Annotated in this window: 26 protein-coding genes and 1 pseudogene; 8 read left to right on the forward strand and 19 right to left on the reverse strand. The window is 40.4% G+C overall.

Going from position 1 to position 24125, the window contains the following annotated elements; genetic code table 11:
• Positions 1-31: 31 nt before the first annotated feature.
• The 3 genes from CV014_RS10620 to CV014_RS10630 all read right to left on the reverse strand — a co-directional run bounded on the left by CV014_RS10620 (position 32) and on the right by CV014_RS10630 (position 2223).
• A complete protein-coding gene (locus CV014_RS10620) occupies positions 32-859 on the reverse strand; it encodes a HEAT repeat domain-containing protein (RefSeq protein ID WP_236141996.1) in 828 nt (275 codons plus the stop codon).
• A 263-nt stretch (positions 860-1122) separates the two neighbouring features.
• Positions 1123-1611 (reverse strand): phycocyanin subunit alpha, encoded by a 489-nt coding sequence (cpcA, locus tag CV014_RS10625; protein WP_236141997.1) that lies wholly within the window; start codon positions 1609-1611, stop codon positions 1123-1125.
• Positions 1612-1704: 93 nt separating this feature from the next.
• Complete coding sequence (locus CV014_RS10630; RefSeq protein ID WP_103138957.1) at positions 1705-2223, reverse strand: phycocyanin subunit beta; 519 nt, start codon at positions 2221-2223, stop codon at positions 1705-1707.
• Between the two features lie 458 nt (positions 2224-2681).
• Between CV014_RS10630 and CV014_RS10635 the strand changes: the two genes are divergently transcribed.
• Positions 2682-2834 carry a hypothetical protein gene (locus CV014_RS10635; protein WP_236141998.1) on the forward strand — a complete coding sequence of 51 codons (153 nt, stop codon included), beginning with the start codon at positions 2682-2684 and terminating at the stop codon, positions 2832-2834.
• On the opposite strand, the gene CV014_RS10640 is transcribed toward CV014_RS10635, so the two are convergent.
• The 5 genes from CV014_RS10640 to CV014_RS10660 form a co-directional block, all read right to left on the reverse strand.
• Positions 2814-3563 (reverse strand): phycoerythrobilin:ferredoxin oxidoreductase, encoded by a 750-nt coding sequence (locus CV014_RS10640; RefSeq protein ID WP_236141999.1) that lies wholly within the window; start codon positions 3561-3563, stop codon positions 2814-2816. The two genes, CV014_RS10635 and CV014_RS10640, sit on opposite strands and share 21 nt — an antisense overlap.
• 82 nt (positions 3564-3645) lie before the next feature.
• Complete coding sequence (locus CV014_RS10645) at positions 3646-4377, reverse strand: 15,16-dihydrobiliverdin:ferredoxin oxidoreductase (RefSeq protein ID WP_236142000.1); 732 nt, start codon at positions 4375-4377, stop codon at positions 3646-3648.
• A gap of 458 nt (positions 4378-4835) precedes the next feature.
• Complete coding sequence (locus tag CV014_RS10650) at positions 4836-5558, reverse strand: iron-containing redox enzyme family protein (protein ID WP_236142001.1); 723 nt, start codon at positions 5556-5558, stop codon at positions 4836-4838.
• A 457-nt stretch (positions 5559-6015) separates the two neighbouring features.
• Entirely contained in the window at positions 6016-6579 is a 564-nt protein-coding gene (locus tag CV014_RS10655) for a phycobiliprotein lyase (RefSeq protein ID WP_236142002.1), read from the reverse strand.
• 96 nt (positions 6580-6675) lie between these two features.
• Positions 6676-6969: a TIGR03792 family protein gene (locus CV014_RS10660; RefSeq protein ID WP_236142003.1), complete on the reverse strand. Its 294-nt coding sequence runs from the start codon at positions 6967-6969 to the stop codon at positions 6676-6678.
• 137 nt (positions 6970-7106) lie between these two features.
• Between CV014_RS10660 and CV014_RS10665 the strand changes: the two genes are divergently transcribed.
• The 3 genes from CV014_RS10665 (at position 7107) to CV014_RS10675 (ending at position 8871) form a co-directional block, all read left to right on the forward strand.
• On the forward strand, positions 7107-7430 hold the full coding sequence (locus CV014_RS10665) for a phasin family protein (RefSeq protein ID WP_103138963.1): 324 nt from the start codon (positions 7107-7109) through the stop codon (positions 7428-7430).
• A 78-nt stretch (positions 7431-7508) separates the two neighbouring features.
• On the forward strand, positions 7509-8048 hold the full coding sequence (locus tag CV014_RS10670) for an FKBP-type peptidyl-prolyl cis-trans isomerase (protein ID WP_236142004.1): 540 nt from the start codon (positions 7509-7511) through the stop codon (positions 8046-8048).
• A gap of 103 nt (positions 8049-8151) precedes the next feature.
• Positions 8152-8871, forward strand: coding sequence for a class I SAM-dependent methyltransferase (locus tag CV014_RS10675; RefSeq protein ID WP_236142005.1), 720 nt, complete (start codon positions 8152-8154; stop codon positions 8869-8871).
• A gap of 41 nt (positions 8872-8912) precedes the next feature.
• On the opposite strand, the gene CV014_RS10680 is transcribed toward CV014_RS10675, so the two are convergent.
• The 4 genes from CV014_RS10680 to hisG all read right to left on the reverse strand — a co-directional run bounded on the left by CV014_RS10680 (position 8913) and on the right by hisG (position 15369).
• The gene (locus CV014_RS10680; RefSeq protein ID WP_236142006.1) at positions 8913-11204 is read right to left on the reverse strand and encodes a hybrid sensor histidine kinase/response regulator; all 2292 of its coding nucleotides are present in this window, start codon (positions 11202-11204) and stop codon (positions 8913-8915) included.
• Positions 11205-11208: 4 nt separating this feature from the next.
• Entirely contained in the window at positions 11209-11634 is a 426-nt protein-coding gene (locus tag CV014_RS10685; RefSeq protein ID WP_236142065.1) for a response regulator, read from the reverse strand.
• 13 nt (positions 11635-11647) lie between these two features.
• Complete coding sequence (locus tag CV014_RS10690) at positions 11648-14266, reverse strand: GAF domain-containing protein (RefSeq protein WP_236142007.1); 2619 nt, start codon at positions 14264-14266, stop codon at positions 11648-11650.
• 458 nt (positions 14267-14724) lie between these two features.
• Positions 14725-15369, reverse strand: coding sequence for an ATP phosphoribosyltransferase (gene hisG, locus CV014_RS10695; RefSeq protein WP_236142008.1), 645 nt, complete (start codon positions 15367-15369; stop codon positions 14725-14727).
• Between the two features lie 299 nt (positions 15370-15668).
• Between hisG and rppA the strand changes: the two genes are divergently transcribed.
• A complete protein-coding gene (rppA, locus tag CV014_RS10700) occupies positions 15669-16367 on the forward strand; it encodes a two-component system response regulator RppA (RefSeq protein ID WP_236142009.1) in 699 nt (232 codons plus the stop codon).
• A 253-nt stretch (positions 16368-16620) separates the two neighbouring features.
• On the forward strand, positions 16621-17358 hold the full coding sequence (locus CV014_RS10705) for a carbonic anhydrase (protein WP_236142010.1): 738 nt from the start codon (positions 16621-16623) through the stop codon (positions 17356-17358).
• Positions 17359-17468: 110 nt separating this feature from the next.
• Here CV014_RS10705 and CV014_RS10710 read toward each other — a convergent pair whose 3' ends face one another.
• On the reverse strand, positions 17469-18107 hold the full coding sequence (locus tag CV014_RS10710; protein ID WP_236142066.1) for a histidine phosphatase family protein: 639 nt from the start codon (positions 18105-18107) through the stop codon (positions 17469-17471).
• Between the two features lie 312 nt (positions 18108-18419).
• A complete protein-coding gene (locus CV014_RS10715) occupies positions 18420-19460 on the reverse strand; it encodes a 1-acyl-sn-glycerol-3-phosphate acyltransferase (protein ID WP_236142011.1) in 1041 nt (346 codons plus the stop codon).
• A gap of 174 nt (positions 19461-19634) precedes the next feature.
• On the opposite strand from CV014_RS10715, the gene CV014_RS10720 reads away from it, so the two are divergent.
• The gene (locus tag CV014_RS10720; protein ID WP_236142067.1) at positions 19635-20282 is read left to right on the forward strand and encodes a Uma2 family endonuclease; all 648 of its coding nucleotides are present in this window, start codon (positions 19635-19637) and stop codon (positions 20280-20282) included.
• A 15-nt stretch (positions 20283-20297) separates the two neighbouring features.
• Positions 20298-20861: a Uma2 family endonuclease gene (locus tag CV014_RS10725; RefSeq protein ID WP_236142068.1), complete on the forward strand. Its 564-nt coding sequence runs from the start codon at positions 20298-20300 to the stop codon at positions 20859-20861.
• Here the strand turns inward: CV014_RS10725 and arsC are convergent.
• The 5 genes and pseudogenes from arsC to CV014_RS10750 all read right to left on the reverse strand — a co-directional run bounded on the left by arsC (position 20854) and on the right by CV014_RS10750 (position 24124).
• On the reverse strand, positions 20854-21237 hold the full coding sequence (gene arsC / locus CV014_RS10730) for an arsenate reductase, glutathione/glutaredoxin type (RefSeq protein ID WP_236142012.1): 384 nt from the start codon (positions 21235-21237) through the stop codon (positions 20854-20856). The genes CV014_RS10725 and arsC overlap by 8 nt on opposite strands.
• Before the next feature lie 31 nt (positions 21238-21268).
• On the reverse strand, positions 21269-21928 hold the full coding sequence (arsH, locus tag CV014_RS10735; RefSeq protein WP_236142013.1) for an arsenical resistance protein ArsH: 660 nt from the start codon (positions 21926-21928) through the stop codon (positions 21269-21271).
• Positions 21929-22009: 81 nt separating this feature from the next.
• Positions 22010-22706 (reverse strand): annotated as a pseudogene (locus tag CV014_RS10740) (MIP/aquaporin family protein).
• 116 nt (positions 22707-22822) lie between these two features.
• Complete coding sequence (locus CV014_RS10745) at positions 22823-23152, reverse strand: ArsR/SmtB family transcription factor (RefSeq protein WP_236142014.1); 330 nt, start codon at positions 23150-23152, stop codon at positions 22823-22825.
• Positions 23153-23338: 186 nt separating this feature from the next.
• On the reverse strand, positions 23339-24124 hold the full coding sequence (locus tag CV014_RS10750) for a DUF4058 family protein (protein WP_236142015.1): 786 nt from the start codon (positions 24122-24124) through the stop codon (positions 23339-23341).
• Between the last annotated feature and the right edge of the window lies 1 nt (position 24125).

Consider the following 24125-nt stretch of genomic DNA (forward strand, 5'->3'; position numbering starts at 1 on the left):
TTCTATATTTTAATGTCTTCAGGTTGGACTGTTACAACAATTCATCCATCAAGGTCATGACTTTGATTGCCCCTGGTGACAATTCTAGGGGTGTGGTGAATTTTAGTTGTGCTTCCAATACACCTTTTAGTGATATCAACTTGAGGCTATTTTCTGCTAGGGTTTGGGCGATCGCATCGGCTGCTGGTAAGTATCCAATCGCACCTAAATCTGCTAATACAGCGCGTCGCAGTTGTAAGTCATCATTAGCTAGGGCTTGTACTAAGCGATCGCCATACTGACTCGCCAATTGTGGCTCTGGAGTCAGTTGATACATAGCACGGGCGGCGGCAAACTGCACACGGGGAACAAAATGATCAAGAAAAGGCAAAATATCAGGAATCGCTTCCTGTGCGCCGAGAGTTCCCAAGGCTTCTAAAATTGCATCAAAGGGTTGAGCTAGTTGAGGCGGTTCTGGTGCAGGTAATGTACCGGGAACTTGATCATTAAGTAACTCGATTAATCTGGGAATGCAAGATAAATCTCCCAACATTTCTAAGGATTGGGCGGCTGCTTCCCTGACATAAAAATCAGAACATTCCAACGAGTGGATTAATGCTGGAACAGCTCGCTTGTCTCCTAATTTGCCTAAAGCTCTAGCTGCATTACGTCGCAGAGGATAACCACCTGCATCTGTGCGATCGTCCTCATCTTCTAAGGAGGCGATTAAAACATCAATTGCTACCGGCTCATTCACCCGAAACCGTCCCAACCACCAAGCAGCATACACACGCAAACCCAAATCCTCTCCTTGCAGATTGGCGATCGCCTGTTCTACCGTTAATGAACCATCACTTTGAATTTCAGAGACTTCATCCATAACTTTTAATTGGGAAGGGCTTGATTATATCTTGGAGTTGAAGGGGTGTAGGGGTGTGAGGGTGTAAGGGTGTAAGGGTGTGAGGGTGTGAGGGTGTAAAGATTTAATTGATTATTTTCTCCTAAACCCCTAAACCCCTACACCCCTACACCCCTATACCCCTACACCCCTACACCCCTAAAAATAGCAATGCCCGGAGGAGTAAACAACAACTAACCTGAGTCAGCAATTGCATACCCCTCCGGGCAAAGAACTATCGCTAATTAGCTTAATGCGTTGATAGCGTAGTCAATGTAGGAGTTTGCTTCAACAGCAGGATCACCGCTCAAACCGTGGTTAGCTTTGATGTACTTGAGAGCCTCAATGTACCAGCTAGGAGACAAGTCGAAGGTGCGGTTGATTTCAGCAATACCACTGATGAGGTAGTCATCCAATGGGCCTGTACCACCAACAACTAAGCAGTAGGTGATCATCCGCAAGTAGTAGCCGATGTCACGTACACACTTGTCTTTACCTGTTTGGGTAGAAGCGAAGTTAGGCCCTTGCATGGAGGTGGTGTAAGGGAATTTTTGGTAAACTGCGTTAGCAGCACCAGAAGCCAAGCTAGAAGACTTTTCGGTCAATGCTTTAGCAGCTTGGATGCTAGCAGAAGCTTGACGGAAGCGACCAAAAGCGATTTGAATTTCGGTGGAGCTGAGGAAACGGCCTTGGGAATCAGCAGCTGCTACTGCTTCGGTTAGAGGGGTTTTCATTGTCGGATTCTCTCCAAATAATCTTGTTTTAAGGATTTTATTGATGACTCAAAACCGCTTGTGGCGGGTTAAATGATTGGCTCAGTCGCCTTCTTATGCAACTGCTGATGCAGCCTTATCAAAGTAGCTAGCTACTTCAGCCATCAATGCAGAGCAGTCACCACGGGTAATACCATTGGTATCACCTGCGATCGCCAATGCAGCATCCTTCATTTTTTGAACGCCAACTGCTACGGAAGCACCAGGAGTTCCCAAAGCCAAGTAGGTTTCTTTCAAACCGTTGAGGCAGCGATCGTCTAATACACTTGCGTCACCAGCGAAGATTGCGTAGGTGATGTAGCGTAAGATGATTTCCATGTCGCGCAAGCAAGCAGCCATACGACGGCTTGTGTAAGCATTTCCACCAGGTGCGATCAATGCAGGCTGTTCTGCGAACAATGCACGAGCTGCATTTGCAACGATTGTAGAAGCATTGCTGGTGATGCGGTTTACGGTGTCCATGCGCTTGTTGCCATCTGCAACCATTGCGCTCAGAGCATCTAGTTGAGAAGTGGTGAGATAGTCACCGCGTGCGTCAGCTTGGGAAACCACTTTTGCAAAAGCGTCGAACATATAACGTCAATCTCCGTAATGGATTTATTCGAGTCTGGTTCAGGTTACAGCCAAACTGGATTCAGCTCAAATGCTTTCGCCAGTGGATGACAACCCTTGAAATGCTCCCTGATCTTCCACAGGGAAGCTTGGGAAAATTTACATTTCTTTAATAGTCGGAAAACTTTATTCATACAGGTGACTGGGTATATCTCACCGCCACCTCGTCCTTAAGTTTTCCATTACTTTGTTTATACTATGTCGTTGGATCGATATTTATTACAAATTGCAAACACTTGTTTCGTTATAACAAGCCTGTAAACACAGGTGTATTGCTTACAGGGTAAGGTTTTCAAGGCATAAACTGCCCCATACAGCTTAATGAAACGCAATCAATTACATAAAAATTCGTCCGGGAATATTGAGTTACAGGAATCTGAGCGGCGAATATTAAGAAATGTTGCGAAAATGAAAGGGGATTGGGGATTGGGGATTGGGGACTGGGGATTGGGCATTGGGCATTGGGCATCGGATCAGAAATTCTACCTTGTCTACCTTGTCTACCTTTCCTCCCCTGCCCCCTGCACCCTGCCCCCATGCCTGAGATTCCCTTACTCACTGGTAACGAGTAGCTTTCGTTCTAGGTCAAATAAGAAGCCGTGAATATACTCTTCTGTCCATTCCGCACCGTAAAAGCGGTTAAACATTCCCCTGGCTGGGTCTTTCTCGGCTCGATAGCGTAGATAACGTAGCTGCGCCTGCTCAATATCCTTTAAGGATTCAGCATTGGTATAGGCTTCTGCTTGCTCTACAAAATCCAAATATGCCTGGAGATAGTCTTTAAATGCGGCAAAAACGTGAGTTTCTACAACTTCCGTTTGTTGGGGACGCGTCCAGAGAAAGGCAGGCGAAAAAAATGGTTGAGCTTCGGCGGGAAAGTCGCCTCCCCAGGGCAAATGCTGCTGATGTGCTTGAAAAATTGACAGGATAGGCTGGGTGTATTTCGCCTGATAGGTCGGATCATCACGAAATAAAGGCTGCATATCCAAGGCAATCAAGTGTCCTCCTGGCAGAGTAACTAAATCTGCTCCAAAAAAGGGCAAATCATAGTTTAAATGCGGGAAAATTACGAAATTTAACACTTGTAGGGATTTTCCTCCCTGGACATGAGCTGCGCGGATTTGTCGAAGTTTAGGAGATTGATAGGCGTAGCTAGTCGTCAAGACTTCTTCTTGATGTTTACCTTTACCTACAGTTGCTTGCTTCGATTCAAAGCCGGCAGGAATGGGATAAGAACGCAAATCCAAACGCTCCTGCAACAGCGCGATCGCATAATCTAAAAACGGCTGATAGAGAGTCATATTCAATTCAAAATTCAAAATTCAAAATTCAAAATGATTAATAACTAATGACTATTGACTAATGACTATTGACTATTGACTCTTATTTACCAACCTTAGCGGCTAAAGGCACAGCGTCTTCAAACAAAAACTCATGTAAAAACCGTTCTGACCACTCATGACCAAAATAGCTGCTAAATAAACCAGAGGCGGGGTCACGGTCAGCACTGTATTGGTCGTAATCTTTTTGAGCTTTGACAATCCGTTGAATGTCTGACTGATCACTTAGAGGCTCTGCGGCTTCTAGCATTTGCCAGTATAAGTCCAGATAATCTTTGAAGGCGGCAAACACCCGTGTTTTCACTGTTTCTGCATCGGTTTTAGCAAATAGCAGATATTGGGAGAAATACTGATTAGCATCATAAAACTTCATTTCCAAGTCTTGTGACAGGTCTGGATATTTCTCGTGCAATGTCTGCAACGGCTGAATATATTTTTTTAGATAAGCCTCATCCTGAAATAAGGGCTGGAAATCCATCACAATCAGGTTTTTCACCTGACCAAAAGACAGAAAGTCTATACCTAGTAAGGGTAAATCATAGTGGTGACTAGGATAAATCACGCTATTCATAATTTGCGCGCTTGCGCCTGCGTCAATGTATGTATAGCGAATTTTCCGCAACTCAGGACATTGATAACACCAGCTTTGGATGGTAGCAGGGTTTCTACCGCGATCGCTAACTTTATATTCTAGTCCTGCTGGAATTGGGCGACTCTGTAATGAAAACCGTTGCAAAAGCGATTTTTCTAGATGCTCAACAAAGCACTTATACATAAGAATTTATAGACTCATCTGCCTTAACCCATCAGAATAAAGGATTTCAGGACAGGTAGTCTCGAATACGTTAAACAAAGTAACGATCCTTAACGTGAGCGAAAAGGGACTTCTAACTAAAAAAATACAATCGCTGTGGCAACAGGGGGCAGGCTTCCGCCGTGAGCGTCAGCCGAACGGGAGCAGGGGGAAAATTAAAATATTCTCTCTCAGAAATTGGATAATTTATTTTCTGTAAGTCATCAAAGAGATTTCCAAAACTTGGAGAACAGCCAATTTTTGCTTTTATTGTTCCCCGTTTCCTGTTCCCTTCCCTCCACCACAGAACTTTGCTTAACTCAACCTTATTGTTCTTGAACTATTTTCCAATGGCGAAAAGGGCTGAAACTTACTTTTGAAGTTTCTCCCCTACAAGGCTATGGGTTACACAAAATTCATCAAATCACTGCTACCAAAAATTAAGCAAAAGTCATTGCTTCCTGTAATTGAGGTGCAGAGATGCGGTAAATATTACCCCAAAATGTATCCCAATTTTGTTTAGCTTTCTGATAACCAGCCGCTAAATCACTCACGCAAGCCAGATCAACATCTACTATTTCATTGATTCCCTGTCTAACTAATTTGCGATGAGTAACATCAGCATCACCAACATGAATATTCCAAAATTCCCAATCAATGGTTTTTTTATTATCCTTAATATAAGGATTCTTGAGCAGATTCTTATACATATTAGTCAGATAAATCTGACAAAGACATTCTCCTCCCATGCCACACAAGCCAATAGCATATGCTGGCGACTTATGGATAGTTAATTGCTTAATCTCATTCAATAAAGCGGTATTTTCCTGATTGATGGAATTTTCTAGTGCATCTTCCCTAATCCCAATACTGAGGAGAAAATCATCAAACAGTCTCAGGTGTGTCAGCTTGTTATCCCCTTCTCCTAATTCTTCTGCCAAGATTTGTGCCATTAAACTTTTCATCTTTCCATAAGGAAGTTTAGAAACTAAAACACCGAGATTATTAGGATACTCTTGAATAAAATACCGATATTGAAGGCAGATATTTTGTAGTGTTTCTAGTGGAGCAATCTGTAAATAATGTAATTTCCTGTCAGCTACATATTCAGTTTCCAAGCGAGTATCATCTGCGAGAATCCAAAAATCATCACGGGTAATCATGCCAACTCCCTCATACAAAAATAAATTTCCGGTCGCCCTCAACTAATACAGAATTATACTGAGTTTGTTGTTCGCCTCATACTAAATTCTCATGAAGTATGCGTAAAAAATCAGCAGATATACGTAGTTAATTCTGGGGTAGTAATTATACTGTTTTAAGGACACCAAAAATTATAAATATGCGATGAATTGCTACTGATTCACCAAAAATTATGATATCGAGGCAATTTCTAAAAGCTTTGCTGAGTCTGACTTTTGTAATCAGTGAAATCTGAATTTATACGAGTTGTGCTGAAACACGAAAAAAGGCAATAAAATTCAAGCAATTACTTATAAAATCTACGATTAACCAATAGATAAAACGTATGATTTACAAATTTTTAATTCCCCATTCCCCATTCCCCATTCCCCATTCCCCATTCCCTATTCCCTATTCCCCATTCCCTATTCCCATTGTTTAGACTGATGCTCTAGACAAATTGTGTTGCATCATGGTTGCTAAATTCGCATCAGTCAAATAGCGGCGTTCAGAGCAGTAGGTCATTAAATAGACACCGCTCATCATCCGCACGGTACTAACACGCACGCGGAAATCATCTGTCATAAACCAACAGCGTTCTTGTCCTTGGTTACTCTCATATTCAGTATCGATAGTTAAAATCCCATCTTTACCAAACCAGTAGCGACTAACCACAGGAATCCTTTCTACATAGCCTTGATTACGAAGTAATTTACCTGATGTGCCAGTTTCGTCATCAGGTACATCCACCAGTACAGCTGCATGATCAGGATTGGGTTCTCGGTCATCTTCATGTTCTTGCCACATGAAGCTAGCTCCACCGTTGGCTTTTGTAGGATCAATACCTTGCTGTTCACAAATGGCTTGGACTCGCGGATCATCGACTGTAATCACGCCTACGTAAAGCTTTGATTCTCCCGACTGATCCGCCACCGCATCAAAGTGATGTACTGTACGTTGTGTAAACCAGACCCCTTCACTCTTACGAAAGAAGTCCATCATATTCATTGGTGGTAAAAATGGCATAAAAAATTTTAGATTTGGGATTTTGAAATTTATTAGTCAATAGTCATTAGTCAATAGTCATTATTCAAAGAATTACCATATTTGATACTCTTTTGATTCTATTAACTCGTAGGTATTACCAACGGCTTGGCTAAACTTATGCTCTATGGTGACTAAATCTTCTGGGGGTATGGCAAACCACTGTTCTTTGGTTGCCCAACGGATAATAAATGTGACTTCTGTAGGATCATGGGGGTTAATCCATACTTCTTTACCTAAAAACCCTGGATACTTAGCTAAGGCAGTTGTCCAAATAGCTGCATCCTGTTGGAGATAATTGTCTCGTGTTTCAGGGGCAACTTTAAACTTCAGAAATTCTATAACCAAAACCTTTCACCCCGTCTCTTCGCCAATTTGCCAGAATAGAGCTGTAGGCTAGATTAAACTAAGCTTCCAGCATAGCTTGATTGCACACACTCACAAGCAAGGATTAGCTGGTTTGAAATAAATAACAGGAAGGAAGTATGGACAGCAACAACTGGTTGCAGCAACTAATGATGCTTGGTATTGGGACGACTTCTCTAATGGCGGAGAAACTCAAAGAAGTAAGCGATGAATTAGTAAAGGATGGCAAACTGAATCCTGAACAAGCAAAAACCGTGATGGATGACATTGTAGAGCATTTAAAGTCCGAGCAGGGAACTTGGGAAACTCAAATGCAACGGCAAATGCGAAATATGATGCAGGATTTAGGAGTGGCGCGTCAGTCAGAGGTAGATGAACTGCGGGGGAGAATTGACCGTTTAGAAAGACAAGTCAGAGATTTAGAGAATAAGCTTTGGCGTTAAGAACTGCTTGTGCTTTAAACTAATTTTGTCCTGTTGGTAATTTTCATTGCCAAACTACCTCTGTAGGGAGGGCTAATTTTGAAAGCAATTTTACTCAGCGTGGCTGTCATGCTGGTCTGTGTTGTAGTGTTAGTGTTGTCACAAATTGGTGGTAAGCAGGAATCTGCTATTGCTGGGACTGTGACCCCAACTACTCCAGTAGTGGCCACAAGCGTTACAGAAAACAATACCTTAATAGCGAATAATCATATGTCTGATGCTTTGTCTGATGCTTCCAACGCCGTTACTACCCCTTCTGGTCTAAAGTATGTGGAACTAGAAGAGGGAACTGGTGCAACACCAGAAAAGGGACAAACTGTGACAGTACATTACACTGGTACTTTAACAGATGGTACTAAATTTGATAGTTCCCGCGATCGCAATCGTCCCTTTAGTTTCACTATTGGCGTTGGTCAAGTAATTCAAGGCTGGGATGAAGGACTTAGTACCATGAAAGTTGGTGGTCGTCGTCAATTAATCATCCCCCCAGAACTAGGTTATGGTTCTCGTGGTGCTGGCGGCGTGATTCCCCCTAACGCTACTCTGGTGTTTGATGTGGAATTATTAGGGGTGAAGTAGATTATAGGGGTGTAGGGGTATAAGGGTATAGGGGTGTAGGGGTAAAATCCTATCCTCAATACCCAGTCAAAAGTTAACACTTAGCAGTCAATAGTCCCCCAAAATGTCTAAAAATTCTTCTTACAGTCCTTTGTTTTCTCTCAATTCTCAACAGGAAAAATGGCAGCAACGCATAGCACAGGTTACACTTCGGTTTAATAAACAATATCAAAATCAGCTTTTTGAATTGCCTGAAGAAGTGCAGGCGATGCCTATATTTCAAGAGTGGAAATCGGGACTTTTGACAGGAAGAATTGTTTCGCCTTTTTGGGAAATAGCTAAACCCCAAAAAAATCACCACTGTTTAGATATTGGTTGTGGTGTGAGTTTTTTGATTTATCCTTGGCGTGATTGGCAGGCGTTTTTTTACGGTCAAGAAATTAGTAATGTGGCACGAGATACGTTGAATTCTCGTGGTTCACAGTTGAATTCTAAGTTATTTAAAGGGGTAGAGTTAGGGGCGGCACATCAATTAAATTATGCTTCTGGGACATTTGATTTAGCGATCGCTACCGGTTTTAGCTGCTATTTCCCCCTAGAATATTGGAGTGCGGTCTTAACAGAAGTTAAACGGGTGTTGAAACCAGGCGGGCTGTTTGTCTTTGATATTCTCAATCCCGAACACCCTTTAGCAGAAGATTGGGCGGTGCTAGAAACTTACTTAGGTGCAGAAGTATTTCTAGAAACTGTCAATGAATGGGAAAAAACCATCAAAGCATCTGGGGCTAAAATTGTCACCAGACTAACGGGAGAATTATTTGATTTATATAAAATCAAGTTTTAGACTCTGTTTAAATCCCCATCCAAAAGCATCCCTATTCCCTGTTAACCCATTACTTGGTTTAAAGCCAACAATAATTCGTTAATAGTGTAGGGTTTAGATAAAAACGTGGCTGCGCCGGTGTTGACTATTTCTCCCAGCTTATTTTTAGCAATTAAGCCACTGGTGGCAACAATTTTGACATCGGGGTTAATTTTTTTGAGAGTGCGGATAGTAGTTAAACCATCCAGTCCTGGAAGCATGAGATTTACTAATACAGCACTAATTTTATCTACATATTTAGCGTAGACTGCGATCGCTTCAATCCCATCACTAGCAACTAAAGTTTGATATTCGTGGCTTTCTAGGGATGTTTTGGTAATATCGCGGATTGCTGGTTCATCATCGACAATCAAAATTAATTCGCCCTTGCCCGTGGATGGAATCAACTCGTCTGTACTAAATATTTCTGTACTTTCTACGGCTGGCAAGTAAACTTTAAATATAGTACCACTCCCCAAAACACTATCTACATTCACAAAACCACCGTGGCTTTTCACAATCCCAATTACTGTCGAAAGTCCCAAACCTGTGCCTTGTCCTACGGCTTTGGTAGTAAAAAACGGTTCAAAAATGCGGTCTAAGTTATCTTCAGAAATACCTACACCTGTATCTGCAACCGTCACCACTATATAAGGGCCGACGGTAGCTTCTAAATTCATGCGCGCATAATTTTCATCAATTAGGAGATTTTCCGCCGTAATCGTCAGAGTTCCCCCATTAGGCATGGCATCACGAGCATTGACACAAAGATTCATCATCACTTGATGTAACTGCGTACTATCTCCAGAAATCATCCATAAATCTTTCGAGATATCTGTAATTACTTCAATAGATTTAGGCAATGTTTCTTTTAAAACTTTGGCCAGTTCTGCAATAATATGCCTCAATTGCAAAGTGATACGTTTACCTTCTACACCTCTAGCAAAAGACAATACTTGTTTGACTAAATCAGCACCACGTTTAGCATTGATTTCTAAAATTTCTAATAAATGCTGTGTGCGTTCATCTACGTCGGGAAATTTTAGAGGTAATAATTGCGCTCCGGCTAAAATCGGTGTCAGAATATTATTTAAATCATGAGCAATACCACTTGCTAAAGTGCCTATACTTTCTAATCTTTGGGTACGCAATAATTGGGCTTCTAAATATTTTTTCTGGGTAATATCTGTGTCTACAGTCAGAATTGATTTTGGTTTATTATCTTCATCACGAACTAAACTCCAGCGACTAGCAACGACAATTTCTTTACCATTTTTAGTCACTTTGTTTAATTCTCCTTGCCATTTCCCCTGAGAAATAACTTGTAGAAGAGCTAATTCGATCTCTGGGGAAGGTTCAGGAAACAATACTTCACTGGCATTTTTTCCGATTACCTCTTGCGCTTGCCAACCGTATAAATTTTCTGCCCCTTTATTCCAAAAAAGTATCTGATTTTGTAAATCACGTACACAAATAGCATCGGTGCTGATGTTGATTAATGCTGCTTGCTCACGAATTTTAGCTTCTGCTAATTGACGCTCTTGTAAAGCAATTTGTTGTTCAGTAATATCGATGCTGGCACAAGTTATACCAACAATTTCTTGTGATTCATTTTGTAAGGGTTCAACGGTCAAATCATAATATCTCATACCTTTATGAGTCGTAATCGATACTTCAGCACGAGTGCCTATCCCTGTAGTTAAAACATGATACTTAATTGCCGTTAAAGCTTGGGCATCGGTATGGGGCATGATTTCACAGTCTTGTTTGCCCAACATTGTTTGTTCTGTCCACCCAGCCCTTTGGTTATAAACCCAGGTATAACGTAAGTCTCTATCTTGATTGAATACAAAAATAGGAGAGTTTTTTAAAGCTACTCGGAATCGTTCTTCACTTTGACGCAGTGCATCTTCTATGTGTTGGCGTTCTATGGCGTAACGCATAGAACGGACAAGTAAATCACCAGTTACTTGTCCTTTGACTAAATAATCTTGCGCGCCTTCTTGCATGGCTCTTAAGGCCAAGTTTTCATCATCTATACCAGTCAGGACGATAATGGGAATGGTTTTAGCTTGGTTATAAGCTTGAATAAAAGTTTCAATGCCTTGGCTATCGGGTAAGGATAAATCTAACAATATGACATCAAACTCAGAGCTATTAACCTCTCTAGTTAGCAGGTGAACAACTTCTGACAATTGCTCAACTGTATGTAAATTTACATTAACTGTATGAACTTCTTTGATTAACTCTTGAATTAAAAAAACATCACCAGGATTGTCTTCTACTAATAAAACTTGAATATTTTTATCTGCCATAGCCTTACTCCGGTGGCAGTTTGACGATCGCAAACCAAAAGTTTTCTATAGATTGTACAATTCTAACGAATTGATCAAAATCAACTGGCTTGGCAATATAGCAGTTAGCAGCTAAGTTATAAGCCCTAAGAATATCTTCTTCAGCTTGGGAAGTTGTCAGCACTACTACAGGAATACGCTTGAAATTGTCATCGGTTTTAATCTCGGCTAAGACTTCCCGTCCATCTTTTTTCGGTAAGTTCAAATCCAGTAGCACTATATCGGGATGGGGTGCATCGGCATATTTATCTTCTTTTCGCAAAAATGCCATTGCTTCCACCCCATCTTCCACAACATTGAGATTGACAGAGATTTTGCTATCTTCTAAAGCAATGCGTGTCAATTCCACATCCCCTGGATTGTCTTCTACTAACAAAACCTGAATTGGCATAACATTATTGGTATTAATCACGATTGTTGACCTGCTCTGGAATTGTGAAGTAGAAAACTGAGCCTGCACCTGGTTGAGATTCAACCCAGATTTGACCTCCATGACGCTCAATAATTTTCTTACAAATTGATAGCCCTATCCCCGTACCAGGATATTTACTGCGTCCATGCAGACGTTGAAAAATCACAAAAATCCGTTCTAGATATTGTTTTTCTATCCCTATACCATTGTCGCGGACTGAAAATAGCCATTGGGAATGGGAATGGGGCATTGGGAATGGGGCATTGGGAATGGGGCATTGGGCATTGGGTATGGGAGTAACATCTACCTTGTCCCCAGTCCCCAGTCCCCAGTCCCCAGTCCCAACTACACCAATATGAATCTCGACGGGAACTTCTCGCCGGAATTTGATGGCGTTCGCAATGAGGTTTTGGAAAACTTGGGTGAGTTGAGTGGGATCGGCGGTAACTGTGGGTAAAGGATCATGGGTGATGATTGCGCTAGATTCTTCTATGGCGATTTTGAGGTTTGTTTTGACTCGTTCTAAAATGGCGGCACAATCTACTGAGATGAAGGGTTGTCCACGGGTGGTAAGACGAGAATAGTTTAAGAGATCGTTGATGAGGGTTTGCATCCGTTGCGCTCCGTCAACGGCGTAACTGATAAACTGTTCTGCGGTGCCGTCTAGTTGAGGTTTATAGCGGCGTTCTAGTAATTGTAAGTAACTAGTCACCATCCTTAATGGTTCTTGCAAGTCGTGGGAAGCGACGTAGGCAAAACTTTCTAATTCGGCGTTGGAACGGGCTAGTTCTTGGCTTTGGCGGGTTTGTTGTTCTAGCAACTGCGCCTGGTATAAGGCTATACCTATTTGGTTGGCTAACTGTTGTAGTAAATCCAACTCAAATTGATTCCAGTCGCGGGGTGTATGACATTGATGGGCGACTAGTAAACCCCAAATGCCCGCGTGGTTGAGAATGGGGACGACAAGGTTAGCTTTTACGCCAAATTGTTGTAAAAATTCTCGATGGCAATCTTGAATATCTGCTTGAGTAATATCTGTAATTGCACTGATTCTACCTTGACGATATTTTTCTACGTAGCCTTGTTGGAAGCAAGGATCAACAATGTTTTTGCCCAAAATTACAGGCCAGTCTGGTAACACGGCTTCTTGTTCTACTGTGCCGGAACCGTCAGGCCACAGACGAAAAATTAATACTCTGTCAGCTTGCAGGAGTTTTTGTACTTCTTGGACAGAAGTTTGTAAAATTTCTTGAATGTGTAGGGTTTCGCGAATTTTGACGGTGATTTCTGCAAATAGTTGCGATCGCAAATTTTGCTTTTGGAGTTCGGCTTCTGTTTGTTTGCGTTCTGTGATATCTGTATGAGAACCCACCATTCGCACTACATTACCAGTTTCATCCCAAAGTGCTTGTCCCCGATCCAAAATCCATTTATAGCTACCGTCTTTACACTGCACTCGATGTTCTGTAATGTAATACGGTGTTCTTCGGTCAAAATGAGCTTGAATAGCCTGTATTACCCAGTCTACATCATCGGGATGGACTCGCTCTGACCACTCCTCTAGATTATTAGAGATTTCATGGTCTGCATATCCCAACATTTGCTTCCAACGTGGAGAAAAAAAGACTTGATTAGTTTTGAGATTCCAATCCCAAATCCCATCATTGTTACCTTGTAAAGCTAATTGCCAACGTTCTTCACTTTCTTTGAGTGCGGAGGCTGTGTGATGTTTTTCGGTAATATCTTGAAAATACACAGATAAACCGTCTTTACTAGGATAAGCATGAACGGCAAAACATTTATCTAGCGGTGGATAGAATTCCTCAAATTCTACGCTTGTTTGTTGGGCTACTGCTTTTTGATATTCTCTTTCAAAGGATGTGCCTACTATTGCGGGAAATGTTTCCCAGATATTTTGACCTAGTAATTCAGTGCGATTTTTTTGTAGTAGCTGGGCAGCTTGATTATTAATATAAGTAAATCGCCATTGTTGATCTAGGGTGAAAAACGCATCAGTGATACTTTCGAGGATATTACTAATGCGATCGCTCACTATTTCTGATTCTCTGCGTGCATTCTGCTCTTGATTGATCATTTGTTCGCTAATCTGTGCGACATGAGCCACATTCCGCCTGAGTTCTAGTTGAGCAATTACTAGGTGACTTAAAGCTACAAGCGCATCAATTTGTTGTTGACTCAAGGCTTTAGGCTTTTGATCAAGCACACAGAGAGTTCCTAACATCTGACCTTGCGGACTAAGTAGGGGTACACCTGCGTAAAACCGCACGTATGGGTATGCGGTTACTACTGGATTTTGGGCGAGGCGATCGTCTGCTAATGTATCGGGAATGACGACAACATTTTGTTGTTGTTGGCATAGATATGAAAAACCCACATTACGCGGCATTTCTGAGACATCTAAACCCAATTTAGCCTTAAACCACTGACGATGTTCATCAATAAAATTTACCAAAGCTATAGATGTACCACAGATAAAGGCTGCTAAATGTGCCAAGTTATCATAAGCTGCTTCTGGTTCAGTATCTAGAATTTGATACTGATATAGTTCTGCCAGTCTCGCCTGTTCCTGATTAGTAAAGTGAGATGTCATAGGACTTTGATTAAAAATATAGTCAGTGTTGTCAGATTTGCAACATTGGAGTTTTTATTGAGACTAATTTTTGGTTAAAAAACGCAACAAAATTTGATTTAAATATCTGTTTCTAGAATAAAACGTTGCACTAATTTTAGGATATAAAACTTAATTTAAATAAATTAACCTTCTGATCAGTAAAACAAAAATTCCATCTGAATATTTCTTACTTCAGAATCATTCCAAACAAATAATATCCCCAACTTTTGGGTAAAAGTCGGGGATATTTACTCAATAAATTTGCTTAATTAAGTAGCTAGGCAAAAATAATTAAAGGTTTGTAGTGTTCGCGCAAGCGTCTCGTAGAGAGGACTTTAGTCCTCCGAGAAGGACTAAAGTCCTCTCTACGAGCCTAATCGAATTTTTTTACATTACTTAATGTAGTTTGATTGATTTTCGCCCACTTACTTACTTGATTATGCTGGTGTTAAAACTGCATCCCGAAGACGTTCAACTAAATTATGTAAATTACCTGTATTCAGTCGATAGCTGAGAGGGTGAGCAATTAATCTGGCTGTGCTTTCATACAAAGTAGTAATCTCTACTAAGCCATTTTCTCTCAAAGTTCTGCCACTAGACACTAAATCAACGATCGCCTCTGACATCCCTGTAATCGGCCCTAGTTCTACAGAACCATAAAGCGGCACAATTTCCACTGGTAAATCTAAACTTTGAAAGTATTCATTAGCGCAATTAACATACTTAGAAGCAACCCGACTATGGGGTGGTAAATCCACAGGCAATTTATAAGGACTAGATGCTTTCACCGCTACTGACATCCGACAATAGCCAAAACCCAAATCTACTAAATGAGCAACTTGTGGTTGTTTCTCTCGCAGAACATCGTAACCAATAATACCAATTTGCGCCTGACCATATTCTACATACACAGGCACATCTTGCCCTCTGACTAACAATCCTTTGGCTGTTCCGCTAGCATCAGTAATTTGCAATTGGCGAGTTCCTGAGTCTAAAAAAGCACTAAAATCTAAACCCACAGATTGCAGCAGGCTGATGCTATTTTTTAGTAGTTCCCCTTTCGGCAGTGCAACAGTTAACATTCTCTTTCTTGGTATCCTTGGCTATGGACACTTTATCAGGATTTATGCAAGGGTGTAAGGGTGTGGGGGTTTAGGGGTGTGAGGGTGTACGGGTGTGGGGGATGAATAATTAATTGGTGTTACTGATTGATAATATGAATTTGTCTTACGTATATAGCTTTGCAAAACCCACAGTGTCAGTACAACAGTAGGAAGAAAAAAGGTGATTTTGGTGTTTCCTACTCTGACTAAAGCCAAATCATTGATATTTTTCTTTCCCCTACACCCCTATACCCCTATACCCCTACACCCCTAGCAATATGAAAATTTTACTCGTTGATGATGAAGTAGAACTCACCGATCCTTTAAGTCGTGTCTTAACGCGGGAAGGTTACACCGTTGATGCGGCTTATCATGGTGCAATTGGTAGAGAAATGGCACAATCAGGAAGTTATGACTTACTAATTTTAGACTGGATGCTGCCTGGCAAAACAGGCTTGGAAATTTGCCAGGAATTGCGTAATCAAGGACAAATTACCCCTGTTTTGTTTCTCACAGCCAAAGATACATTAGATGATAGGGTAAAAGGTTTAGATGCTGGTGCGGATGACTATTTAGTTAAACCCTTTGAACTGCGGGAATTATTGGCTAGAGTCCGCGCTTTGTTGCGGCGTTCAGGTTCGCACAGCTATGAAACAACTACAGCCAGATTAACTGTAGCTGACTTAGAACTGGATCATGACAATCAAGTCGCCTACCGTCAAGGTAGAGTCATTGAACTTTCCCAAAAAGAAAGTCAGCTGTTGCAATATTTTATGGAACATACGGGACAGTTACTCACTCACGCCCAAATTCTGCAATATCTTTGGCAAGATGAAGAACAACCTAGCAGTAATGTGATAGCTGCCTTAATTCGGCTACTGCGACGGAAAATTGAAGTAGGTAAGGAAGAACCCTTAATTCATACAGTTTATGGTAAGGGCTATCGTTTTGGGACTTCATCTGTGGACGAGAGATAGATTTTGCTCAAAATTATAGATGAAAAGCTGGTAAATACATAAGCTATTCAAATGATAGATTTATTTAACTGTTATACATAAGTTTGATATATTCCTAACAATAACAAAGCTTGATATTACTAGGTTGCGATAACTTATCATTTATTGCCCTAAAAGTGTTGTCTAAATTTCCTTGATAACGCTTTAGGGCATATGTTTATAGATTTTTGATCGCGACTTAGTGAAAATTTGCTGTGGAAAGTGAGGGTGAATCGTGAGTAAAGTTAATGGATTTGTTGGGCGCAGAAACTTTTTAAAATTAGCTGGTGTAGGTGGTGTTGGTATAGGTGCTAGTGCGGTTGGGAATGTACTTTTATCAGGAGAATCAGCAGTTGCACAAACACCTACCACAGTTACAGAAGAAAAACCACAGCCAGTTAATCCCCAGGCTGCTTTAACTCGTTTATTAGAAGGAAATAAAAGGTTTGTTGAAGGTAAACGTCTAACTCCTAATCAATCAAAACTCAGATTGCAGGAAACTGCTGAAGCTCAATATCCCTTTGCTGCCATACTGGGATGTGCAGATTCTAGAGTACCGGCAGAAATTGTTTTTGATCAGGGATTGGGTGATTTATTTGTGGTAAGGGTGGCTGGTAATGTTGCAAGTCAAACTGCAATAGGTAGTTTAGAATTTGCTACAGCTGTCTTAGGCGCGCAATTAATTGTAGTTTTAGGTCATGCAAGATGTGGTGCAGTAGTCGCAGCAGCTAAAGGTGATCCCTTACCTGGAAGAATTGGTGTGTTTGTGGAAGAAATCAAGCCGGCTGTAGAAAGAGTGAGAAATAAAACCGGCAGTTTGGAAGAAAATTCTATTATTGCAAATGTGCAGTATCAAGCGGAAAAATTAGGAGAAAGTTCCACCATCCTCAGAGGTTTAATTAAAGAGGGTAAATTGAAAGTTGTTGGTGGTCGTTATGATTTAGCTAGTGGTAAAGTTACTTTGTTGACTTGATTGCTAACTTAATTTATTCATTGAAGAATGTTGATTTTTCTTCAATGAATACTTTCAAAGTCTACAGATACCATTTCTATAGTTTTTTGAGAAACTACTAGCGGAAAATATTATGTTCCTGGACGAGAACGGAGATGATCGGGTATATGATGGCGATCGCCTAATATTTCTAACAAAGGGCCATTAACATCAAATTTAACCATACTTACGGACGCAACCAAAATATTCACCCGATAGCGATAGCGTCCTAAATCAATTCCTAGTAAGCTACAAAGTATAATCCGAATCGTAGCTTTATGGGAAACTACTAAAACATTTCCTTGGGGATGTTTTTCTTGAATTTCAGCAATTACCGTCATGGAACGGTTAGCAATCTCTACCGCCGTTTCTCCACCTATTGGTGCATTCCAAGCGGGTTCTGTCAGCCATTTTACATAGTTATCTGCGTAATTATCTTGAGCAAAGGATTTACTCTTAGCTTCCCATGCACCGTAACTCCCTTCTCTGAGTCCATCTCGCAACTGCATCTCCATACCAGTAGCATCACAAAATGGCTTGGCAGTTGCAATTGTGCGCTTCATCGGGCTAGCATAGACTGCTTCCCACTTCAATTTTTGATAAACATCGGCAAAACTCTTGGCCATCTGTATTCCTTCTGATGTCAACTCTGCATCAGTTGCACCGCAGAAGTTACCACTTTGACTAAAAGTAGTTTCTCCATGTCGCAGTAAGTATAAATTGAGTGTCATATTTTGTATGTTGATGGGGTCAAGGAGTCTGTGCAAATATAAACTACCATCACTTTCACCGGAGAATGTGTGATAACAGGACAAAGTCATCAACTAAAAAAGTCAATTAACCACAGACTTTTGAAATAGAAGACAATTGAGTTAGTAAGTAAGCCGGTGCGAAAAAACCAAACTACATTAAGCAATGTAAAGATTGGAAAATTCGTTTTGTAGTAAGGACTTCAGTCCTTATGAGAGGACTAAAGTCCTCTCTACGAGACGCTTGCGCGTAGCTTGCTTCCCCGGAGGGGTACACTACAAACCTTGAGTTATTTACACCGTTCTACTTAGTTGGTTGATTTGCATTTGTAATTGTTCACGCAATTGATTAGCACGTTGATAAACTAATCTTCTAGCATTATTGCCTTGGTGATTACAATCTATTTTGCCGTTGATTGTTGCCAGTGGTTGAATAAAATAACGTAGGCGAGTTTTCATCGCCCAAACTCCCATTGAAGGAAAGAGAATGAGGATGAACATTAAAGGCGATATGGGGCAAAAGGGTAAATTAAATAGTCTTTGTAACTTTTGTAAATTTACCGTCCAAGGATGTAAAGATTCGCTACCCATACAAACGACTGGCAAAATGGGAATATGATAGCGATCGCTTAACTGTAAAAAACTCACATCAAATTTTTGGAGTTGATAGCGTTTCCCCCAACCCTTCAACGGGCCACGTAAACCTTCCGGCGCATATAACAAAGTTTTACCCTGGGAAATAGCCTCCTCAAAATCAGCCAACTCTGCACGCACACCACCCAAAACCTGCGACCATTTTGGAGGTAGCCACCACACCATCCAAGGATGTTCAAATAATGATACTCCCGCCAAAGGTTGCACTGTCCAACCTTGTTTTTCCCCCAATAAATAACCCAAACTAATAAAGTCCCAAGGAAAACACATCCCTGCATGGTTCATAGCTATAATTAACGAGCCTGTGGAGGGTAAATTCTCTATTTGGTGCAATTCCCCACGAAAATAATATTTCACAATAAAAGCTAAAATTTCTTCACGAAAAGCCCGTTGATAGTCGGGATTAAATTCTATAATTTCTGTTCGAGGAGAACGACAACCCAAACGCAACCATCGACTTAAAAACGCCAGATAGAATCCCCCAGGAATTAAAAATAGTAAATATTCTAGCCAATGCCAACCGTCGGGATCTGCGTGATAATGTTGCCAATGACGGTTAAATAAAATTAACCAACCAGGAGGATACCACAAACAAAACCAGTCAAACCAGCTAAATTGATATGGTTGCTGAGTTGTAGTTGCTGAAGAATGTATCAGACTTGCAGAATGTTGATTAATCACAATTACTGAGTAAATTAAGATATCAATTATATTTGACTGCTATCTTAGCCTGATAAATTTATAATGCGTATCCAACTACGGGCGTAAAAAATACTACATCAATATCACAGAGTTACGATCAACAAAATCTATCAAACGAGCTAGCTTAGATATAAGTTTCTGTGAGTGGCAATGATGTTATTAGAACTCAAGCGCATCTATATTCCACCTGGACAAACAGTAGTGTTACGAGATGTAACTTGGCAAGAATTAGAAACTATTCTCGAAGAGTTAGGAGAACACCGCGCCGCCCGCATTGCTTATGATAGGGGAATGTTAGAAATTATGGCACCATTGCCAGAGCATGAATACGGTAAAGAAATTATCAGTGATTTAGTCAAAGCACTGTTAGAAGAACTAGATACCGAATTTATTAGTCTTGGTTCTACCACCTTCAAAAATCAATTCATGGCTCAAGGTATAGAACCTGATCAGTGTTTTTATATCAAAAATGAACCTCAAATTCGTGGCAAAAAGAGACTAGATTTAACTATAGACCCTCCACCAGATTTAGCCTTAGAAATTGATATTACTTCTCGCACCCATCCCAAAATTTATCAATCGTTACAAGTGCCAGAACTGTGGCGGTTTGAAAAAGGTAATCTACAAATTAATGTTTTGCAAGATGGTGTTTATATAGAATCTGAAACTAGCTTAATTTTTCCCAAATTGCCTTTAATTGATGTCATACCACAATATCTTGAGCAAAGTAAAATCATTGGCAGAAACACGACTATCAAGAACTTTCGGATTTGGGTAAGACAGCAGCTACAACAGTCCTAAAATTGGTGACTCATGATGACAGCTATATTTATAGAAAACATTACGTTAGAAGAATTTTTGAAACTTCCACACATAGATGAGTCACCAGCATGGGAATATATTAACGGACAGGCACTTCAAAAAACTATGCCAGGTGGAAAACATAGCCTTTTACAAAAACGTTTAGTGGGAGTAATTGATACAGCAGGAAGTAATTACGAAGCTTTTCCTGAATTGCGCTGTACGTTCGCTAATCGTTCCATAGTTGCTGATATTGCAGTGGTTGCTAGTAACCAAATTCCCTTAGATGAAAGTGGCGATATTAGCAGCACAGGTATTAATTTCGCACCAGCTTGGATAATTGAAATTCTCTCACCTGATCAAAGTCAAACTAGAGTAACAGGTAATATTCTGCACTGTATGAGAAATGGTACTCAACTAGGATGGTTAATAGATCCCTATGAACGCTCAATCATAGTTTATCGGTTAGATGTACTCCCCGATATATTATCAGGAGCAGATGTATTACCAGTCCTAGAAGGTATGAATTTAACGCTTGCTGTTAATGATATCTTTGCTTGGTTGCAAAGAGTTAGCTAAGAGATGAAATTAATTTTACAACTCTTTCTTTGACTTCATCACGAACACGGCGAAATGTGTCTATAGATTCTCCTTCAGGGTCATCTAATTGCCAATCTTCAAAGACTTCTCTTAATATCCAAGGTTCTGGTAAATTCACACCGCAACCACATAAAGAAATCACCGCATTGTAATCTTCAGGATTGAAATCACTTAATGGTTTAGAAGTTTGATTACTAATATCAATACCAATTTCAGACATGACTTGTACAGTGATGGGATCTACCTCGCTAGAAGCTAAACCAGAACTAGAAACCTCTACTTTACCTGCACCTAAAACTTTGGTAAATCCTTCAGCCATTTGGGAACGGCGAGAATTTTTCTTGCAGACAAACATGATTTTTTCATTGTTTTTTATTTTTGATGAATTAATTAGCTTTGATTTCCAATGCACTGTTTGCTATTTGAATAGTTGCTTTTGCGGCTTGTTCTTTACGTTCGCTGTAGCGGTCTGTGAGATAATCAACTTTATCTCGCAACAGGAAAGTAAATTTATACATTTCTTCCATGACATCAACCACGCGATCGCGGTATGATGAATCCTTCATTGTGCCGTCTTCATGAAACTCCTGATAAGCTTTCGCTACGGAAGATTGATTGGGAATTGTAAACATTCGCATCCATCTACCCAAAATTCGCATTGTATTCACAGCATTAAAAGACTGCGAACCACCACTAACTTGCATAACTGCTAAAGTTCTCCCTTGGGTGGGTCTGACTGCACCTAAACTTAAAGGTATCCAGTCAATTTGGTTTTTCATAATGCCAGTAATATTACCGTGCATCTCAGGAGAAGACCACACTTGACCCTCAGACCACATACTTAATTCTCGTAACTCTTGTACCTTGGGATGAGTATCTGGAACACTGGCATAAATTGGTAATTCACGGGGGTCAAAAAACCGCACTTCCGCACCAAATTCTGTAATGATTCTGGCGGCTTCTTCTGCTAACAAGCGACTATAAGAACGCTCTCGCAAAGAACCATATAAAAATAATATTCTGGGAGGATGATCGAAAGATTTCATGTTTTTATTAACACAACAATAATTATTCAATAAATTTCTTCTGGTTGATCAAGATTGGTAAAATTCAAATAGTCATACATTTTATTCCTGAAAATCACGAAATCCTCTAGAAAGCTGACTGTAAATTATTACTGCTAATTGCGCTCCTAAAATTGGTGCAATCCAATAAACCCAATGATGTTGCCATATTCCCCCTACAAAAGCAGGTGCGAAAGAACGCGCCGGATTCATACTTGCACCTGTAATCGGCCCCATAAAGGGCAGCTTCTACTCCCACTGTTAAGCCAATTGCTAAACCTGCAAAACCAATAGGTGCGCGACGGTCTAATCCTGAACCAAAAATCACCAACATTAAAATAAATGTGAGGACAATTTCTAAAATAAAAGACTGTAGCCAGCTATTATTTAAAGGCAATGTTGCACCTAAATTAGCAACTCTACCCAAACTGAAAAGCAGTAAAATAGAAGCTGCGATCGCACCTAATAATTGTGCCAAAATATAAGGCAAAACTCGCCTTTTTGGGAAAAATCCACTCGTCCAAAATGCTAAGGTCACGGCTGGGTTAAAATGTGCGCCGCTAATATGTCCTAGACTATAAATTAAAGCCGCTACAACTGCACCAAAAATACAGCTAATCCCCAAATGTGTCACCGCACCTTGACTAATTTGATTGACCATCACAGCACCAGTACCAGCAAACACTAAAATAAATGTGCCGATAGCCTCTGCTAAAATTTCGCGTTGGTATTGAGCAACTTCTTTGAGGAAATATTTCATCAATTTAAAACTTGTTCCTCTTTCCCTGTAATTATTTCTATCATTTCAAAAAAAATTGATATGTCAATCAGTTCAAGGGTGGTATTCACAAAAATTCATCAAAAAAAATTGATATATCAGGAAATGTTATCACAGCAACGCGTGGGTAATATCTGCCCCAAGCGGTGAAAATCTGCTAAATACTGCTCTAAGACGGTGAATTGAGGTAAATTGAGGCTGTAATAAATCCAACGTCCCTGCTGACGGGAGTTAACTAAGTCAGCTTCCTTGAGAGTCTTGAGGTGAAACGATAACTTCGACTGACTCACCCCTAATGCTTCACACAAGTCACAGACGCACAATTCACGCTGGCGTAACAATTCTATGACATTAAGTCTAATAGGGTCAGAAAGTGCGTGAAAGCCTGCAACAATCAAGCTGGTAGTGGTAGCATTAGGAGATTGCATTAACTTAACCTTGGTTCGGCAACGGTATAAATCTTGCTATATTCAAGCATTTCTAGTCTTGCTCATTTATTCGTCTCAAATAACGGACTTCTTCCAGTAATATATTAAATCTCTGCTCGTTTTTGGCGTTAATTAATATCCTCTATTTTACTGTGGAGAAGCAAGGAATTGAGAGGATGATGTAGGTTATCTTAAACCTTGCTCACGCAATAACTGATCTGCCCAAATCGTGTCTGCTGCTGACAATGGTGGAACTGGTTCTTGACGATAATCTACAACCAAATCATAACCAGATACGTCATATATTTCATTTAATAAAATCTGTAAATCTATCACTGGTTCATTATCACCAGGACGCAAGGGTAAAGGGAAAGCAGGAATGACATCTCGTAAATTGAAAGCATATAAATCAGCTAGGGGACGACGATTTCCCCGACAAACTAAAATTCGATAATCACTGGCAATATGATCACCGAACATTGGCATAGGTTCGCCTTTGCGTAAGAAATCAATTTCTACTAAATTTGTCTGACTTCTTAACACTTTTTCTCGTTTTTTTTCATAAGCTTTTCTGCCTTTAACTGGACGTTTATTAGTGGGAGAAAGAATTTCTATCGTAGTAATTAACTGTTCTGTACCTACTTCTTTAACTTCTAAATATCCTTCTTTTACAGTTATAGGTGTTGGTACTGTAACTTGGACAGGTTTAGATGTTGGTGTGGCAACAGCTACATTTGTACCGTCAGCATCACTGTTATGCTGGCGAGTTGTTACCATCACATCAGGAATCCCAACAGTTATCGAAGGATTATCGGCGGTTTCATACATCCGCACTTCAACGGCGACACGGTATTTGGGACGCAGTTGGGGAGATAAAAACCTAGCAATTTCAATAATTAACCAGTGATGTAATCCAGGAAATAAATCCGGGTGTTCTAAATATGGGTTCATTCCTGGAAATACCGAAGCCATG

Origin of the sequence: Nostoc sp. CMAA1605, assembly GCF_021596505.1 — a bacterium.
GTDB lineage: Bacteria > Cyanobacteriota > Cyanobacteriia > Cyanobacteriales > Nostocaceae > Trichormus.

Bases quoted from the DNA above. Each gene is read 5' to 3' on its own strand.
- CV014_RS10675 (WP_236142005.1), top strand. From the start codon at position 8,152: ATGTCTAAAAATTCTTCTTACAGTCCTTTGTTTTCTCTCAATTCTCAA.
- CV014_RS10725 (WP_236142068.1), top strand. From the start codon at position 20,298: ATGACAGCTATATTTATAGAAAACATTACGTTAGAAGAATTTTTGAAA.
- CV014_RS10665 (WP_103138963.1), top strand. From the start codon at position 7,107: ATGGACAGCAACAACTGGTTGCAGCAACTAATGATGCTTGGTATTGGG.
- CV014_RS10680 (WP_236142006.1), bottom strand. From the start codon at position 11,204: ATGGCAGATAAAAATATTCAAGTTTTATTAGTAGAAGACAATCCTGGT.
- CV014_RS10720 (WP_236142067.1), top strand. From the start codon at position 19,635: ATGTTATTAGAACTCAAGCGCATCTATATTCCACCTGGACAAACAGTA.
- cpcA (WP_236141997.1), bottom strand. From the start codon at position 1,611: ATGAAAACCCCTCTAACCGAAGCAGTAGCAGCTGCTGATTCCCAAGGC.
- CV014_RS10655 (WP_236142002.1), bottom strand. From the start codon at position 6,579: ATGATGGACTTCTTTCGTAAGAGTGAAGGGGTCTGGTTTACACAACGT.
- CV014_RS10630 (WP_103138957.1), bottom strand. From the start codon at position 2,223: ATGTTCGACGCTTTTGCAAAAGTGGTTTCCCAAGCTGACGCACGCGGT.
- CV014_RS10685 (WP_236142065.1), bottom strand. From the start codon at position 11,634: ATGCCAATTCAGGTTTTGTTAGTAGAAGACAATCCAGGGGATGTGGAA.
- CV014_RS10620 (WP_236141996.1), bottom strand. From the start codon at position 859: ATGGATGAAGTCTCTGAAATTCAAAGTGATGGTTCATTAACGGTAGAA.
- CV014_RS10640 (WP_236141999.1), bottom strand. From the start codon at position 3,563: ATGACTCTCTATCAGCCGTTTTTAGATTATGCGATCGCGCTGTTGCAG.
- CV014_RS10710 (WP_236142066.1), bottom strand. From the start codon at position 18,107: ATGACACTCAATTTATACTTACTGCGACATGGAGAAACTACTTTTAGT.
- arsH (WP_236142013.1), bottom strand. From the start codon at position 21,928: ATGAAATCTTTCGATCATCCTCCCAGAATATTATTTTTATATGGTTCT.
- hisG (WP_236142008.1), bottom strand. From the start codon at position 15,369: ATGTTAACTGTTGCACTGCCGAAAGGGGAACTACTAAAAAATAGCATC.
- CV014_RS10690 (WP_236142007.1), bottom strand. From the start codon at position 14,266: ATGACATCTCACTTTACTAATCAGGAACAGGCGAGACTGGCAGAACTA.
- arsC (WP_236142012.1), bottom strand. From the start codon at position 21,237: ATGTTTGTCTGCAAGAAAAATTCTCGCCGTTCCCAAATGGCTGAAGGA.
- CV014_RS10745 (WP_236142014.1), bottom strand. From the start codon at position 23,152: ATGCAATCTCCTAATGCTACCACTACCAGCTTGATTGTTGCAGGCTTT.
- CV014_RS10750 (WP_236142015.1), bottom strand. From the start codon at position 24,124: ATGGCTTCGGTATTTCCAGGAATGAACCCATATTTAGAACACCCGGAT.
- CV014_RS10645 (WP_236142000.1), bottom strand. From the start codon at position 4,377: ATGTATAAGTGCTTTGTTGAGCATCTAGAAAAATCGCTTTTGCAACGG.
- rppA (WP_236142009.1), top strand. From the start codon at position 15,669: ATGAAAATTTTACTCGTTGATGATGAAGTAGAACTCACCGATCCTTTA.
- CV014_RS10650 (WP_236142001.1), bottom strand. From the start codon at position 5,558: ATGATTACCCGTGATGATTTTTGGATTCTCGCAGATGATACTCGCTTG.